This is a genomic window from Pedobacter sp. ISL-64 (genome assembly GCF_018613605.1).
GTDB lineage: Bacteria > Bacteroidota > Bacteroidia > Sphingobacteriales > Sphingobacteriaceae > Pedobacter.
Map to the genome: position 1 here is coordinate 339678 of NZ_JAGGPU010000005.1, position 17497 is coordinate 357174.

General features: G+C 38.4%; 13 protein-coding genes. 6 read left to right on the forward strand and 7 right to left on the reverse strand.

The annotated features are described in order from the left end of the window. Positions 1–296: 296 nt before the first annotated feature. Positions 297–899: an outer membrane beta-barrel protein gene (locus tag J7E57_RS07730; RefSeq protein WP_215126718.1), complete on the forward strand. Its 603-nt coding sequence runs from the start codon at positions 297–299 to the stop codon at positions 897–899. Between the two features lie 81 nt (positions 900–980). Here J7E57_RS07730 and J7E57_RS07735 read toward each other — a convergent pair whose 3' ends face one another. Both J7E57_RS07735 and J7E57_RS07740 read right to left on the reverse strand, forming a co-directional pair. Next, complete coding sequence (locus J7E57_RS07735; protein WP_215126721.1) at positions 981–2633, reverse strand: M28 family metallopeptidase; 1653 nt, start codon at positions 2631–2633, stop codon at positions 981–983. 129 nt (positions 2634–2762) lie between these two features. Beyond that, entirely contained in the window at positions 2763–5540 is a 2778-nt protein-coding gene (locus J7E57_RS07740; protein ID WP_215126723.1) for a S8 family peptidase, read from the reverse strand. Between the two features lie 167 nt (positions 5541–5707). Here J7E57_RS07740 and J7E57_RS07745 point away from each other — a divergent pair, with 167 nt between their 5' ends. Beyond that, positions 5708–6544, forward strand: a complete 837-nt coding sequence (locus tag J7E57_RS07745; RefSeq protein WP_215126725.1) for a M57 family metalloprotease — start codon at positions 5708–5710, stop codon at positions 6542–6544. A 1217-nt stretch (positions 6545–7761) separates the two neighbouring features. Here J7E57_RS07745 and J7E57_RS07750 read toward each other — a convergent pair. Then, positions 7762–10269: a S9 family peptidase gene (locus J7E57_RS07750; protein ID WP_215126727.1), complete on the reverse strand. Its 2508-nt coding sequence runs from the start codon at positions 10267–10269 to the stop codon at positions 7762–7764. A gap of 176 nt (positions 10270–10445) precedes the next feature. On the opposite strand from J7E57_RS07750, the gene J7E57_RS07755 reads away from it, so the two are divergent. From J7E57_RS07755 to J7E57_RS07770, 4 genes are all read left to right on the forward strand, one after another. Then, positions 10446–11324: a polysaccharide deacetylase family protein gene (locus tag J7E57_RS07755; protein WP_215126729.1), complete on the forward strand. Its 879-nt coding sequence runs from the start codon at positions 10446–10448 to the stop codon at positions 11322–11324. Between the two features lie 160 nt (positions 11325–11484). Then, entirely contained in the window at positions 11485–12846 is a 1362-nt protein-coding gene (locus tag J7E57_RS07760) for a M1 family aminopeptidase (RefSeq protein ID WP_215126731.1), read from the forward strand. 10 nt (positions 12847–12856) lie between these two features. Then, positions 12857–13738 carry a polysaccharide deacetylase family protein gene (locus J7E57_RS07765; RefSeq protein ID WP_215126733.1) on the forward strand — a complete coding sequence of 294 codons (882 nt, stop codon included), beginning with the start codon at positions 12857–12859 and terminating at the stop codon, positions 13736–13738. 96 nt (positions 13739–13834) lie between these two features. Next, a complete protein-coding gene (locus tag J7E57_RS07770; protein WP_215126735.1) occupies positions 13835–15004 on the forward strand; it encodes a DUF3298 and DUF4163 domain-containing protein in 1170 nt (389 codons plus the stop codon). Positions 15005–15160: 156 nt separating this feature from the next. Here J7E57_RS07770 and J7E57_RS07775 read toward each other — a convergent pair whose 3' ends face one another. From J7E57_RS07775 to J7E57_RS07790, 4 genes are all read right to left on the reverse strand, one after another. Next, complete coding sequence (locus J7E57_RS07775) at positions 15161–15613, reverse strand: 3-oxoacyl-ACP synthase (protein ID WP_215126737.1); 453 nt, start codon at positions 15611–15613, stop codon at positions 15161–15163. A 52-nt stretch (positions 15614–15665) separates the two neighbouring features. Further along, on the reverse strand, positions 15666–16010 hold the full coding sequence (locus J7E57_RS07780) for a DUF1801 domain-containing protein (RefSeq protein ID WP_215126739.1): 345 nt from the start codon (positions 16008–16010) through the stop codon (positions 15666–15668). Positions 16011–16105: 95 nt separating this feature from the next. Further along, a complete protein-coding gene (locus J7E57_RS07785) occupies positions 16106–16681 on the reverse strand; it encodes a nitroreductase (protein WP_215126741.1) in 576 nt (191 codons plus the stop codon). 125 nt (positions 16682–16806) lie between these two features. Further along, positions 16807–17367 carry a hypothetical protein gene (locus J7E57_RS07790; RefSeq protein WP_215126743.1) on the reverse strand — a complete coding sequence of 187 codons (561 nt, stop codon included), beginning with the start codon at positions 17365–17367 and terminating at the stop codon, positions 16807–16809. Between the last annotated feature and the right edge of the window lie 130 nt (positions 17368–17497).

The window sequence follows — 17497 nt, forward strand, 5'->3', positions numbered from 1 at the left end:
CCAAAAACCTGACATTTTCGGCGTTTTACAATCTGACATTTATACAAAAAAAGTCAGATTGTCAATCTGTCATGTCTAAAAAATTAATCAGTCGATTAATTTTTAGTCACGTGAAAATAATATTGACTTAACACTAATTTTATATCTGTTTAACAATTAAGTAGTTGACCAAAAACTGATTTTTTGATGACGCAGGCAAAGTTTTTTGGCACAAGTGTTGACTTTTATTCAAATATAGTCAGAAATTAAAAAAATAAAATTGACTATATTTTTATAACAAATAAATAATAAAAAAGATGAAAAAACTATTATTATCTTTAGTAGCAGTAGCAGGTTTAGTTTATGGTGCACAAGCACAAACTGAAAAAGGAAATTTTATGTTAGGTGGTAACGTAGGTGTAAACTCTTCAAAAGTAGATGGCGCCCCAAAAGCAGATTTCAGCTTTAGCGTATTACCAAGTGTTGGTTATTTTATCAGCAACAATTTTGCAATCGGTACGGGTGTTGGTTACGAATACAATAAAGAAGTAAGCAACAAAACTCAGGATGGCGCTTTTAAAGTTGCTCCTTTCGGTCGTTACTATGTTGGTTTATCTGATCAATTCAAATTTTTCGGACAATTATCAGTGCCATTGGCATTTGGTGAGTTAAAAGCAACTGATGCTAACGGCGACAACGCAGTTAAATTGGGTACCACCACTAAAATCGGTGTAGAACTTGCTCCAGGATTTGCATTTTTCCCAACAAAAAGAATCGGTATCGAACTTTCGGTTAAAGGTTTAAGTTATGAAAACTATACTTTGAAAGCAGAAGGTACAGGTGCTAAATTAAAAACAAACACTTTCGGTTTAAACGCTGATACTTTCGCACCAAGATTAGGTGTTCAGTTCTACTTTTAATTAATTCCCCCCTTAAGGGAAATTTAATAAATGACTTTTTTTTCGAAGAGCGTCCCGGTTTACCATCGGGACGCTTTTTGTTTACTTCTTTTCTCTGATGGCTTTAAATTCAGAGCCGTCTTTCCATTTCGGATACGAATCTTCATTACTGATGTGATACCCCATATCAAAGAGCATTCTTACATCTTCTACAATACCTGATAAATCCCATGTTTTTGCATCGAAATTATCCTGTGGCGAATGATAACGAAATTTAGTAAAATCGGCTACCTGCTTCAATCCCCATGCCCTGCCGTTTTTGATATTATCTACGCCAGAACCTGTAAACAATGAGGGTACACCAACCTTGGCCAAATTAAAATGATCAGAACGGTAGTATAATCCCGATGACGGAACAGGATCTGGCACGATTACCCGCCCCTGCTTTTTAGCCGCCGCAGCAGCATAATCTTCGAGTTCTGACTGGCCAAAGCCATATACCACAATATCTTTGGTTTTACCGGCTATACCCATCATATCCATATTGATATTGGCAACTGTTTTAGCCAAAGGAAAAGCTGGGTGTTTGGCATAATACTCAGAACCTAAAAGCCCCTGTTCTTCAGCCGTATAAGAAATAAACAAAATCGTACGTCCGGGAGCTTTAGGTAACTTTTTAAAGGCCGAAGCAATTTCGAATAAAGAAGCTACGCCTGTTGCATTATCAACCGCTCCGTTGTAAATAGAATCACCCTGTATTTTTTCTCCCACACCCAGATGATCCCAATGTGCCGAATAAATAATAGCTTCATCTTTACGCTTATCGCCTGGTATTTTAGCCAGAACGTTATAAGTAACCGATTTTTTGATGGTATTTTTAACCTTTAATGAGGTGGCAATATTTAAATCAACAGCTCTAAAACCTTTTTTCCGAGCACTTAAAGCCAATTGATCGAATGATTTACCATCCAGTGCAAATAGTTGTTTCGCCTTATCTAAAGTAATCCAGCCTTCTACTACAGTCCTGCTCATTCCATTGTCTTCGCTTTGCAGGGTAAGTTTAGATTTCGACCATCCACTGCGCACAACTGTCCAGGGATAAGCTGCAGGCTCGGTATCATGAACAATAATAATCCCTGTAGCACCCTGTCTTGCCGCTTCTTCAAACTTATAGGTCCATCGGCCATAGTAAGTCATATTTTTACCTTTAAACAAGGTAGAATCAGCAAAGCCCGGATCATTAATCAACACCACTACCGTTTTCCCTTTTACATTTAGGTTCGCATAATCGTTCCAGCCATACTCGGGCGCAACAATGCCATACCCCGCAAAAACCAGCGGTGAGTTACTCATACTTACCTCATTTTGCACACGGCGCGTGCCAGCCACAAAATCGGTTAAATAATTGAGTGTTAAGGATGCAGTTTTTCCTTTGAGAACCATTTTATCTTCTGGCACAGATTTAATTTCTACCATGGGTACCTCCTGAAAGAAACTATCTCCATTGCCCGGCTGCAGGCCTAGTTTTTCGAGCTGATTTTTTAGATAATTAATGGTTTTGGTCTCTCCATTGGTAAAAGGTTTTCGCCCTTCTAAACTATCAGCCGCAATTACCGATAAATATTGGGTTAAACTCGAATCGTTAATGGCTTTAATGGCTAAAGAATCGGCACCAGCGCCAGTACTTTTTGCACCCTGTTTACAGGAGCCAAAGAACAGGAGCGCGCAACTGGAAAGTAGAAGGAGTTTTTTCATTTGTAACGGATTGTTTTTAGATAATTAATCGCATTTGCTGAAAAATACGAAGAAAATGGCAAATTCTTCCAGGTATTTATGAAACGTATCGTCATCTCGACCGCAGTGGAGAGGTCTGAACAAGGAAAATTATTGCTTAATCAGCTTAAATTTCTTTAACTGTTGCCCATTTTTATTGATCACACCAACATAAACACCTGTTGATAAAGCGTTGAGCAAAAAACGGCTCGAACTTGTGGCCTTTTCCTCAAAAACCTTCTGTCCTAATATGTTAAAAATAGATAGACTATAATCTTCGAATGATCCACTCAGAATAGTTAAATAATCGGCAACTGGATTGGGAAAGAAAGAAAATTCATTGTCCTTAAGAAACACTGCCGAAACCAGATCGCTCTGCACCTGGCCGTTGGCAGTTTCGAAAGTAACGCGGTAAAACTGGATTCCAGCTTTTGGCTTTTCATCAAAAATTGTATAATCGAGTTGATTTGAAACTGGCTTGGTCTGCTGTAAAACACTAAAAGCATTTGGCCCGGTCTGTTTTTCCCAAATGATATTCTTTAAATCCAAGGTACTTCCAATACTGAGATCTAGTTTTACTTTATCCTCACTTACAGATGCCGATAAATTCCTTACATAACAGGCAATTCCCTGCTGTGTATAATCGATTGTATAACTTTTTAAACCTGTAAAACCTATCCCGTTAGCTGCTATCGCAAAATACTTACTATTAATCTTGCCTGCATCAAGCTTAACTATAGTATCAGTAAGGGTTAGCACCGGAGAAAGAATATTATCCACAATATTGTACAAAGTATAATCTTTTGCACCAGGCTGTGGGTCCCAGCTGAGCACAGCACCGTCTTTACATACATAGCCAACTTTCAATGTCCTCGGACTAGAAATCGTAAATGATTGGCTCAATATTACATTTCCATCCACTTCCATTTTTATCATTGCTTTTGCAAACAAATCTGGGGTATTCCAATTGTAAAAACCTTTGCTTAAATCGATCCCCGAAGCAATTGATTTCCATGTAGCCCCTTCATCATAGCTCACCGATAAGTTTCCGGTTTTACTGGTGTAAGTATTCTCCCACCTGATGTAGTTTTGTTCATTGGCAAAAAAGTATTCGTTTTTTTCAGGATTGATAAAAGAAAAAGTGTTTTTGAATGTATAACGATAAGCCATCGCAAAGCGCTGGTTATTCCCCTGTGTGATCCTGTTACCCTTAACATGAATATTATAAGCACCTGCCGGGGGATTATCGAGGCTAACCTGCTGAACGGTATTGATAATGTCGGCCTTACGCACAGCTGGCTTTGAGAGGGAATCTAAATGAGGAAAGCTGCTTAACACCCAGGGCAGCGTTAAATTTCCAGCAGGATTTTCTAGACTTAAATCCAATCCATTAACCAAACTTTGTGCTGCATTTACAACAGCGGGAGGATCGTTCCAGGTAATGGTTAGTTTCACTTCAGCTACATTAGCCGGAATTGCCAAGGGAATAAGCAAATCCTGATTTTTGGCCACTTCATACAAAGACGCCTTATTTTCATCTAAAGTTTTTAACGATTGGGCCATATTCAATTTGCCATAGCCATATAAAAAATCTAGCTGTGGTGTTCCCAAATCATCAGCCGAATTAATTACTGTTGCTCTAATTAATGAAGCAGAAGCCGCTTTTTTATATTTCTGCCGATAAAATTGTTCTAACAATGCGATTGATCCACTGGTAATTGCAGCAGAGCCCGATGTTCCGTCTTCGCCCAAGGCAACAAGTTCTGGTTTTACGCGCCCATCATAGGCAGGACCTTTGCTGCTCAGATTTTCAGAAATATTTTCTCTGTTAATCCCTCCTATCACCAATAAATTTTTAGCCTGCTTAAAATTACCTGTTAAGTTGGCTCTGGCGGTTATCCCTTGATAAAAACCAACTGACGGTGTTGTTGTTCCTTTATTTCCGGCAGAAAAAACATGGATCAAAGTATCGGTTTCGTAAATCTGCTTATCGTACGCAGCGGCTTCCATTCCGTAGTCATTGTCTATATCGGTACCATACGAATGGTTTTGAACCTTAATCTGAAGCCTGTTTAAATCAGTAACCAAATCTGGCATGAGGTTAGAAAAATCAGAATATGCCAATTTGGATTTAGGTGCGGCACCTAAACCACGGATAAAGGAATTGCCGTTTCCTAATGCTAAGGTGGCCATAATGGTAGCATGGGTAGTTGGTGTTGTACCAATAGTAGCTCCTGGAAGTGTTTTTCCTAATAAATCAAGGTCGGCTGCATCATACGTCCCTTCTTTAAAGGAAACATTTACCCCCGCACCATCAATACCTGGAAAAAGACGATGGGCATTAGAAATTTGGTTTAAGCCGAGGTCGATACCATTAATGACCACTTCCTCTTTAGCAACAGGCAAAACATCAGCGTATAAAATATCATCCAGTTCCAATATCAACATTAAATCAGCCTGCAAAATATTAACCATAATCATGTTGTTGATATGATCTATTGATTTTATGCTTAAGTTTTTAGCTGAACCAGGTAAAGCATTTATATTTTTAAAGGATAACCTAACCAGAATGGAATCGTTCTTTTTTGTTGACTTGGCAAGCACTTTGATTAACCGATCGCTAGCCTTCCATAGTCCGTTAGCTTTCTCTTGATAAATTACATGATTAGAGAGGCTGGAGACAGCCGGTTTTTCGACAATAAAATAATCGCCGGCAAGTTTCTTTTTAGGGTTTAATAATTGAATTTCGGTAGCCGTCAACGTACGATTGAACCGGACCAAAATGAGCCCTTCAGCGCTTAATTTTTGTGAATTGCCATTTTTGGAAATATATTTTTCAAAATATTTTTCTATTCCAGCAGGTTGTACTTGTGCGTTTAAACCAAGCACAGACAGACAAAAACATATAACTAAAAATACAGTATTGACTTTCAAAAATTATTTTATTATAAAATTTTGTTTACATCGTTTATCTTCTCTAAATTAGGATTAATAAGGTAATCCACAAATTTTATTAACTAACTTATTCAACCTAAACTAATTTAATTCTAACTAAGATGAAAACAACAAAATTTTTATCGATTGCAGCATCATGCCTTTTACTCACCAACCTATACTCGTGTAAGAGTAATAATACAGAAAACGCGGTAGAAAACAAAACTGAAATTTCAGCAGACAAATTATCACAGATCAAATCTCTAGGCTTTAGCACCGACAATATCCGCAAAACAGATGAAGGTTATTTGGTAGAGGGAGATATTCTTTTGACTGATGACAATTTAGCTGAACCTTCTACTGGTGCAAATTTAAACATTGCCGAAACGGAACAGTACCGAACCACAAACCTGGTTAAATCTTTACCACGTGTAATTACCATGTCGGTAACTAACCTACCTCAGGTATATAGCGATGCAGTAAACACCATGATTTCGAGATACAACTCGTTGGGTTTACGCATTACTTTCCAAAGGGCAAGCGCAGGTACAACCGGAAACATTAACGTTGTTGGTTTTAATGAAGCTCCAAGTGGTGGTTTTATTACCTTAGGTTCTGCGGGTTTCCCTACAGCATCAGGAAAACCCTATAATCAGATCAAAATGAACACCAATGCTGCTGCTTACGGAACCAATCCTGATTTATTGTACCTTGCTTCTGTGATCCAGCACGAAGTAGGCCATTGTATCGGTTTCCGTCATACTGATTATATGAACCGTGCCTTTAGCTGTGGCGCTAGTGGTGCAGGCAACGAAGGCGCATCGAATGTGGGGGCAATTAGAATCCCGGGAACGCCTTCAACTCCTGATGCAGGCTCATTTATGTTGGCCTGTTCTAATGGTGGTAACCGTACTTTCAATGCAAATGATGTGATTGCAGTAAATTACCTTTACAAATAAAAAAACACTAACGGATTACCTTAACAGATCAGAAGCCCCGAAATTTTCGGGGCTTTTTTGTTTATAACCACCGATGCATACTGATAAACACGTATTGAATCTGTGTCCATCCTTTCTATCTGTGGTTAAACAAATAACGAAATGATTTGTGAGGACACAAAGCATGGCGAAAGGGGAAAATTTTGCGATAGAAAGGATTAAATTTGGAACACAACCCTAAATTAATCAAACCTGATAGCGCCGAATAGCTACCGATAAAGCAAAATTTGTATTCAAGAAAATTCAAATCGGGACTATAGGCAATAGCAGAACTGAAATAATGAAGAACTGCCGGAGTCTGCTTTCCAAAAAGCTATATACATCAAAAACAAACACCAATCGGGTAGATTGCCATAGCCAATGAAGGTTAGTCTCAACGGTCACGAGTTTTTGGAGCGCAATACCTGTGCAAAACATTTAGTTTCTCCCGTTTTACGCTTATACGCTTCGCTGCCTCGTACCTCGTTGCTGCAGGGTAACGCTTCAACCGGGGCTAGATGGCCAAGGCAGTATTTCATTTTTGAGGTTGCATGAGCACCTATTTCGCACCTGATATTAATCGGATAGATTGCCACGGGCTAATGAAGGATTAGCCTAGCAATGACGAATCGTATTGAAATAGACCCTGAAATAAATTTACTTCGTAGCTTTCCGCTGCGCTACAGGTCAGGGTGACGCTGAAATAACCGAAGAACTACCGAAGCCTGCTTTCCAAAAAGCTATATACATCAAAAACAAACACCAATCGGGTAGATTGCCATAGTCAATGAAGGTTAGTCTCAACGGTCACGACCTTTTTTGTAGCGCCATACCTGTGCAAAACATTTAGCCTCTCCCGTTTTACGCTTATACGCTTCGCTGCCTCGTACCTCGTTGCTGCAGGGTAACGCTTCAACCGGGGCTAGATGGCCAAGGCAGTATTTCATTTTTGAGGTTGCATGAGCACCTATTTCGTTTCTAACACTAATCGGATAGATTGCCACCGCTAATGAAGGATTGGCCTAGCAATGACGACTTATCGTTGTAAAAAATGGTTTGTGAGGACACAAACCATGGCAAGAAAAACTTTGTTTCCAAAAAAATAGATGGCTTGCAGTAAAAATATTTAACCACAGATAGACACCGATAAACACGGATTGAATCTGTGTGCATCTTTTTTATCTGTGGTTAAATGAAATTTATTTTCCATTCTGTTCGATATCTCTGTCCATTTCTACTAAATCAACATCGCTCGGTTCAGAAAAATCGCCGATTAAATATTTGTTAAAGTGATCAGCCAGTTTCCAGAATGCATACTCCGTCATATCTCCAAAACCGTGGCGCTGACCTGGAATAATCAAGAAATCGAAACGTTTACCAGCTTTCATTAGTGCATTGGCCACGCGGATAGAGTTTGCCGGATGCACATTATTATCTACATCACCGTGCATCAATAACAAATGTCCCTTTAAGTTTTTGGCCAGGTCAGGGTTTTTATCAATGCTGTATTTAAATGAGGTATCGCCTTTTAAAGAAATGGTTTCTTTTACCCCATGGTGTTTTTCGCTCCACCAGCGGTTGTAAATGCTATTATCGTGGTTTCCTGCGTTCGAAACCGCAGCTTTAAAGAAATCAGGATAAACCAACATAGCAGCTGTTGACATAAAGCCACCGCCAGAGTGACCTGTAATGCCCACTTTCGATTCGTCGATGTAAGAATATTTGGCCGCCAGTTGCTCAATAGCTGTTTTCTTATCCGCTAAACCGTAATCACGCAGATTGCCATAACCGTAAGTATGGTACCATTTAGACCGCGAAGGGTTGCCGCCGCGGTTACCTACCGTAATTACGATATAACCAAATTGAGCTAAACGCTCGGTACGGTCCATACTTTTGCTAAAAGCTTTGTTTACAGCTTCTGTTTGTGGGCCTGGATAAACATATTCGATAATCGGGTACTTTTTATTCGGATCGAAATCGAAAGGTTTATACATCACCCCGTACAGATCGGTAATTCCATCATCTGCTTTTACTTTGAAAGGTTCAGGAAATTTGTAACCAGCCGTTATCAATAATGAAAGATTTGTAGTTTCAAGATCCATCACTCTTTTGCCTGATCCATCGTAAAGCGTGGCTTTTGGTGCAGTGTTTACCCTCGAATAGTTATCAACAAAGAAAGTATTGTTATCATTCATATTCGCCACATGGTCAAAATCACCTGGATTTAACAGTTTCATGTTCGAACCATCAAAATTGATGCTGTATAAATGTAAGTAGTAAGGATCTTCTTTACCTTCCCTGCCATTTGCCGTAAAATAAAGGATACGTTTTTTCTCGTCGATATTTACGATACTCTCACAGTGGAAAGCACCTTTGGTAATCTGGTTTTTCAGCTTCCCATTTCCATCAAAGAGATAAAAATGTGCCCAACCATCGCGCTCACTCCAATGAATCAGTTCGTTGCCATCATTTACCAAACCTGGGCGGTTAACTTCAACATAGGTATTAAAACGTTCGTCGATTAAAGGCGTAACTTTTCCGGTAGCAATATCAACCGTACCGATGTCGATACGTTTTAAATCGCGACTGGTGCGTGAAAAATAGAACCTGCTATCATTACCCAACCAAATAGACGGACGGAATTCGTTATCACGGTCTTTATTTAATGATGGTTTGCTCCAAACCGAAACACTTTGATCTTTAAATGCGGTAACACTCAGTTTTTTATAAGATTTTGCAGCAAAATCGAACAGCAAAACTTCATCCTGAGGGGCTTCTGCCTCCCCTGGCATTTGATATTTATAGGTTTCTAACGTCGGACGGCCAAGTGTAACACTATTAATTACCCAAAGATCTTTAACCTTACGCGAATCGGTTCTATCCAATACGAAATATTTCGAATTCGGCGACCAAAGCACATAAGCACCACGGCGTTTTTTATTATTTTTTTCGTTCTCTACATTGTTTTCACCATCGCCATCACTTCCATACGAATAGAATTTAACACCGTCTTTAGTGAACTGATGTTCTACAATTGTGCTGTCATCTTCATTTTTGACTGCTTTTTTGTAGTTGTCTTTATCCATCCAATACAGGTTGTAATTACGGGAGAAGATAATTGCCGATGAATCGGGTGCTACCGACCCCCATGATGGTTTTGGTTTTGGCTTACTGAAATTTGGCACCTCAGTTAATTTCGCGCTGGCCAGTTCGTATTTGAAAGAAAATATTTTCTTCTGCATAGAATCTGCAGCTTTTTTATCTTTTCTGTCTTTTTTCAATTCATCGACCGTGCTTTTGATTTCGAAAGAAATACTTTTTTCATCGGCCGCAAATTTTAGGTTTTCCAGCGGTAAATGTTCGGCATCGAATGGATCGCGAACCATCAGGGTAATATCTGCTGCCAGTTTAGCATTGTCAAACATCACTTTTTTGCTTTTTGATGCAGGATCTACGAGGTACCAGAATTTTCCTTTCGGGCTTTCGAAAGTGTACCAAAATCGGTTGCTCAACTTTAGCCAATGCGGATCTACAACGGTAGAATAAACCATTTTCTTCAACTTATTTGGCGAAAAACGCGATGCAAGTTGATAATTTGCTTTAGGTTGTGAATGAATATTTTCGGTTAGAGTAAATGTTTTGTTTTGTGCAGATACAGTTAAGGATAAAAACTGCGCACACAGCAGGAGTTTATAAAGTTTATTCATCAAAATTTGTTTGAGCCGCTAAATTATTTAATTAAAGCATATTAAGCAGGCTTTAATGTGTAATAAAAGCGATAGTTAGCTCAATTTTATGCATCAGAAATTAATTATTAACACAATTTATTTTGATGGTTAAATAATTGACAGATTTTATAGTTTTGTAGCTATATATCCTCATAATGAAATACAGCTTTTTAACCCTAATAACAGCCGGAGTAATCTTATTTGCCAGCTGTCAATCCAAATCTCAAACAGAGAACGCCACGGCTAAAGATTCTACCACGCAAACTTCTAAGATTGCTACAAGTGCGGGAACACGGGTTGATGTTTCGAAAATAAAGGTTGCCGATGCCAAAACCATTTTAGCCCGGAAACAGGTACCTATTTTATGTTATCACCAGGTAAGAAACTGGAAACCAACCGATGGAAAAGTAGGTAAAGATTATATTGTAGAAATCCAGAATTTTAAAGACCAGATGAAAATGCTGGCCGATAGTGGCTACCATACCATTTTACCCGATCAGCTTTATGCCTACCTGAACACTGGTGCTGCCCTACCGAGCAAACCCATTATGCTAACTTTCGATGATACTGACCTGGATCAATTTACCATTGTACGCCCAACTTTAGATAAACTGGGTTATAAAGCCGTTTATTTCATCATGACCGTTTCGATCGGCAAAAAAGGCAAGTTTGTAGATTACATGAGCAAAGAGCAGATTAAACAACTTGCTGACGAAGGAAATGTGATCGGCAGCCACACTTACGATCATAAAAACTTTAAAAAATATGCAGGTAAAGATTGGGAAGAGCAATTAGATAAACCAACCAAAAAACTGGAAGAAATTACAGGTAAAAAGATGACAGAATTTGCCTATCCTTTCGGTTTATGGAATGCAGAAGGCATTCCTGAGCTTAAAAAACGTGGCTTTAGAATGGCTTATCAATTATCAACCAAACGTGATGAAAAAGACCCATTGTTTACGATCCGCAGGATTATTGCCAGCGGTTACTGGTCGCCTAAAACATTAAGCAACAGCATTAAAAATAGCTTTTAAGCAATGAGTCTCTATCATAAATATACAATTGTCACCCTGAGCTTGTCGAAGGGCTTGCTTTAAATGTCTTACAAGGCGTTTCGACAGGCTCAACGTGACAAATTCGAAGTGAATTTACAATAGGATGTAGCCTCTTCTTTGTAACAAACCACCCTCTTTTATGAAAAAAATTGCAGTATTTATTTTATTGTTCTTTCAGATCATTAAGCTACATGCACAAACACCACACTTGAGCGGAAAAGTAGAGGTTGTAATGGCTACAGGCCAGATTACCTGCGATTTTATACTCAGCAACATTCCCAACCTGGCAAAAGATTATCAGATTGTGTTAAATAAGGGCTTTAACATTAAGGCTCTAAAAGATTCTGCAAACCAAACCCTAAAATATTCTGGCTTTTATGGTGGTACTATGCGTGGTGAGGGTTTAACTTACGTTCCGTTATACAAAGACAGTACACTGGTAAATCTTGGTAAACTACACATTACCTATACAGGAGCATTCCCCATTTATAGTGATACACTGAACTTTATAGATTTTAAGGGATTGATTGCTTTTAATGGCAAAACCGTGCGGGCTGCTGATCAATCTAAATGGTATCCTATTATTTACGACATCAAAAACGACAAGCTGATTGAACAGATGACCTTCGATATCCAAGTAACAGTTAAGGATGCTAAGATGATTTTTGTAAACGGCGATCTGCCTAAACCGGGCCCAATTGCCAGATTTAAATCGAATATCCCAATTGCGCCGATGCTTTTTGCCGGAGATTATAATGTACAAAAAACCAATGGCGCGCTATTTTTAAACACGCAAATGAATGATAAACAATTGAATGTTTTTGAACAGAATATTGCTGAAATGAAAGCCTATTATTATAAGGTTTTAAAAATCCCATACAATACAAAAAATGTATTTATTGAGCACGCGCCAGTAGAAAAATTTAACAAAGGCAGAAGCTGGGGTTTTGTGGCTTTTCCAACAATAGCTTTTGCAGGCATTAAACTGGGCGATATGATTGATGAAGAGCACAGTAAACTTAAAGATTCTTCAGATTATCCATTTATTGCGCATGAAATTGGTCATTATTATTTCGGCAACGTATTACAACCCAACTCTACTTTGTTCTGGTTCTTTTTAGAATCTACTGCAGAGTATTTATCGGTAAAAGCAAGCGAAGAAAAATTCGGAAAAGCTTTCGGCACTAAATATTTTCAGGACAGGGGAAAACAACTAAAAGATTTTAAAGCCAAACCTTTAAATGCCATTAAAGAAAGTAATGAAATCTCAGGCACTTACCGCTACGCCTACGGTCCATTTCTGCTCCGTGGCCTGGAGCAAATGATTGGTGAGCAACGCATATTTAAATTCTTAAACACCTGCTTAACTGCTAAAAATGAATTAACTGATTATAACTTCTTCAGAAAAAATGCTTTAAAATCGGGCGTTACTCAAAAAGAATGGGATGCATATGAAAAAGAGTTTATCCTTTCCGAAAACGCCGTTTCTTTGATTAAATAAATTAAAAAATTTGAATAAACATTTAAAACCCGCTACTCATATCCTTTTATCAATTCTCTTTTTAGGATCATTTTCACTGGCTTGTTCGAGCAATAAGCAAAAAGAAAAAATTGTTGTAACCAACACCATCGAAACGGTTAAAATAGACTCGACCAATACCAAACTGGCAGATAACAAAACCATTCTGACACGCAGAGAGGTGCCCGTTCTGTGTTACCACCAGATTAGAAACAACATTGCCAGCGATAGCAAAAGAGCGCACGACGACATTATTGCGCCTGATAAATTTAAAGACCACATGAAAATGCTGGCCGATAGTGGTTACCATTCTATTTTACCCGATCAGTTGTACAAGTATCTGGTTTACGGTGCTAAATTGCCTGAGAAGCCTATTATGATTACTTTCGACGATACGGATGAAGATCAGTTTACCATTGGGAATACCACGTTAAAAAAATACGGCTTTAAAGGCGTTTATTTTATTATGACGGTATCCATCGGCAGAAAAGGGCGGATCAACTACATGACTAAAGAACAGATTAAACAGTTATCAGACGAGGGAAATACAATTGCCAGCCATACCTACGATCATAAAAACTTTGCACAGTTTACCGACGAGGACTGGACAACCCAAATTGATGCACCAACTAAAAAACTGGAAGAGATTACAGGTAAAAAAGTAGCGTATTTCGCCTATCCCTACGGTGTTTTTAAAGCTTCAACTTTACACAAGCTCAAAGAACATGGCTTTAAAGCGGCATTTATACTTTCAACCGCACAGGATGAAAACTACCCACTTTACACCATCAGGCGAATAATTGATCCGGGAAGATACACTGCAAAAAATTTATATTACAGCATCAACAAGAGTTTTAATAAAACAAAATCATAGCAAAGAGGTTTAAAACATAGTGAGTTTGAATGTTGAAAGGTTAAACACAACCTTTCAACATTCAAACTTTACACCATTAAACTTTATACCCTCCCTATGAAATATTATTTACTTTGTTTCCTTTTCGGATTACTCATTATAGCTGCCTGTAACAACCCTAAAAATGGAGCCAATACCGCTGAAACTACAAATGACAGTACAGCGAATGCAAAGACCGAACTTACAGAAAGTTTTTACAAGAGGTTGGAAGGTACCATTGCAGGGAAAAAAGTAGTGATGCATCTGCAAAAGGTTGATGATGATGTAAGTGGTACCTATTACTATGACGGCTCGTGGCTTAACCTATCAACCGATACTTTAATCGGGAAAGATAGCCTTGTACTTACTGAATACAGTTTTTATGAATCATACTTTACACAGGATTTTAAATCGCCCCATTTAGCCTTAAAATGGAATGGAGATGGTTTTAGTGGCAATTGGGAAAGTGGTGATAAGATCAAAAAATACCCGATAGCTTTAACCGAAAAATACCCTGAGGGCAGTTATCCATTCAGTGCAGGCATTTATAAAGATTCGGTTAAGGCATTTGCCAATCAGCCAAAATCGCCTGCAGCTGAAATTAGCTTTGAATACCTGGAAAGTAAAAACAAGGATGAATATGGCAACTGGCTAAATGTGGAACTTAAAAAAATCGCTGGCATAAAATCTACTGTCGACCGCTCAATCGGGTTCAAAAATATTGCTGCTGCCTATTTCAAAGACTATAAAACGCAGGTTACAGAGCAATCAAAAAATAGCCGTGGCGACGATTTCCAGGCGTGGATGAATTATACCAATAACAGCCAGCAGTCTGTCAATTATAACGATAATGGTTATGTAGTGATCGATTTCCTTGCTGATGCTTACACCGGCGGTGCACATGGCAATTACAGCAGCATGATGTTTTGTTTAGATGTGAAAAACAAAAAACAAATGGTGCTTAGCGATATCATCAAAATAGATTCGAATACCTTACAAAGTATTTTAGAACGTAATCTTCGCAAAGAATACAACATTAAAGCTAAAGATGCACTAAACACTGTTCTTTTTGATGACTTTATAAAACCGAACAAAAATTTTTATTTTAATGCGAATGGGGTTGCTTTTATGTACAACCCATATGAAGTAGCGAGTTATGCACAAGGGCAAATTGTAATTTTTATTCCTTATTCGGATTTAAAGACCTATTTGGTGCCGGATTTTGCCCAACGGATGGGAATTAGATAACTTGCAAAGTTTAAGAAGATCGCTATAATTGATTGCCGTCATTTCGAGCCGAGTGCAACGAAGTCGAGAACCCGAAGGCTCAGCGAAGCTAAATCTTCCTAGACAGATCTCTCTCCCGAAAGTTCGGGACTGTGCTTCAGTCGAGATGACGACTTTTTATAATATGCCTTTCACCAAATATTCCTTACCATTAAACTTAAAACTTTCGTTTTTGGCTTTTCCGATCAAAAACCTCCCTATTGGCGAAGCCTGCGATACTGCAAAGAATTTTTGTCCATCGGTATTAAGTTCACCAGCACTGATGCTAATATAAAAATTACCTTCTGAGGTTAAAACCAAACTTCCGTTTTTAACCAGGCGATCTGATTCGACATTTTCGATCTGTTGTAATGCAATTTTTTGTTGTCCGGCTTCGTACAGTAATTTACTGTTGCGGTCCATCTCCTGCTGCATCATTTCGCGCGTAGTTTCGTATTTATCGCCTGCACTACTTTTTGTATCATCATTCGAAGCTTGCCTGGCCTGTTGCAGAGAATATTCAATATTTTCTATCCTATTTTGAATAAAAGTTAAGCAAAGCTGATAAAGTTTAGATTTTAATGCAGACATATAATAATGGGTAATAGAGAATGTAAAGGGATGATATTAAAAGGAAGATAGACTATTTCCTTAAGGCAAAGGCCTGTTTTAAAATAGATTCGATTTTCTTTTCGGGGATATCTTCGAGGTGGTTGATCAATAAAATTTTCATTCTGGCTCTTTTCTCCTGCAACAAATCATCGTGTTCAATTTTATTTCCATCCACTAAACCAATGTAAGGCTGATGGAGCTTTTTGTGTGTCCAAAGATAGCAGAACATTTTTCCTTTATGGTAATAAAAAGGCATTCCGTATTTCCAATGCTCTGTAATATCAGTATAGCCCATTAAAAGCGACCTTAAATATTGAAGGCAACTTTTAATTGGCTCATCTTTTTTTTCGAAATAATTATCAAGGGGATTTAACATAATATTAAATGATGTATAGTCCATAGTCTTCAGTCCGTAGCCTGAAGTCGATTAACCGCATCTACCAATGAACCATTGACTAATGAACAAATGAACTACCCTTCTATCCACCTCACCTTTTCTTCCATCGAAGTTCGGTTTGGCGCCCAGGGCTTTTCATTATGATAGCCCATGTAAAATAAGCCGATGCACTTTTCATTTTCACCCAGACTTAAGAAATCACCTAAATTATCAATTAAAGGTGGAGAGCTCCAATAGGCACCTACCTGCAGGCTTTCGGCAGTTAAGGCTATATTTTGAACAGCACAGGAAACGGCCGCCAGCTCTTCCCATTCGGGTATTTTACCACTCACCTGCATATTGATGGCAATGATGCAATCGGCCTGACTCGTTTTTTCGGCAAAGCTGTCGTACTTTTTCTGTAAAAACTGTTGCGGACTAACCAATTCCTTATATAATTTACCCAGTTCTTCACCAAGTTTTGTTAATCCCGCTTTTCTGATCACGACAAAACGCCAGGGCTGGGTTAATTTGTGTGTTGGTGCATAATTGGCTGTTTCTAAAATCTGGTTGATTACCTCAACCGGAATTTCTTTTTTTATATAGCTTGCAGGAAAAATACTGCGACGTTCTTTTATAACTTTTGAAACAATATCGTATGTTGTACTCATTTGGTAAAAATAGCTAAAAGCTGAAAGACTAAAGCTGAAAGAGAAAGACAAATTCGACATTTCTTAGAAGATTTGACGCTATGGTAACTGAAAACCTCAAATGGAGAACTACAAACTGATAACCGTCAACTGCGAACTGATAACTGCTTCCTGATCTGTTTAACCTTTGCAAAAAAACCTATGCTTTCTTTATCAACCAGAAAATCCATCGTCTGCAAAAGCTCTTCTCTTATCCAATTGTGTTTGGCATTTAAATTGGCTAAGATGTTTAAACAATGTGATTTTACAGCTACTGGGATCTTCTCATCAATTAACCAGGCAAAAACAACTGCTACCAAATGATCGGTATCATAACCGGCAAGAATCTTTTTAATTTCCATAGCGGCAGTTTTCTTCGTCATAAAGGCCAGGATTTTAACATAATGCCTCAATGCCGATAAATTGTTTTGTTGCGGAAGTTTCTCCAAAAAATAAAGCGCATAAGGCAGAAATCTTTGCTGGTGGTTAGCAAATACATTTTCTAAAATCCATGCGGCCCTAAAACCAATCTGTTCGTCATGATAGAAACTTAAATCGATCAGATCTTTCACCGAAAAGGTGTCTTCTGAGGCAATTGCGGCTAACTTTTCTACTTTACTTTTCTGAAGGGTTGTTTTTATGGTTTTGAGCAAGGTATGATTTGGCATGGGACTAAAATAAATATTTTACGACAAAGTACATTGAGATAAGTCGTCATTCCCAACTTGATTGGGAATCTAAATGCTATATGCAGCTTGCATTAAGATTCCCGCATGCGCGAGAATGACGTACCCACCT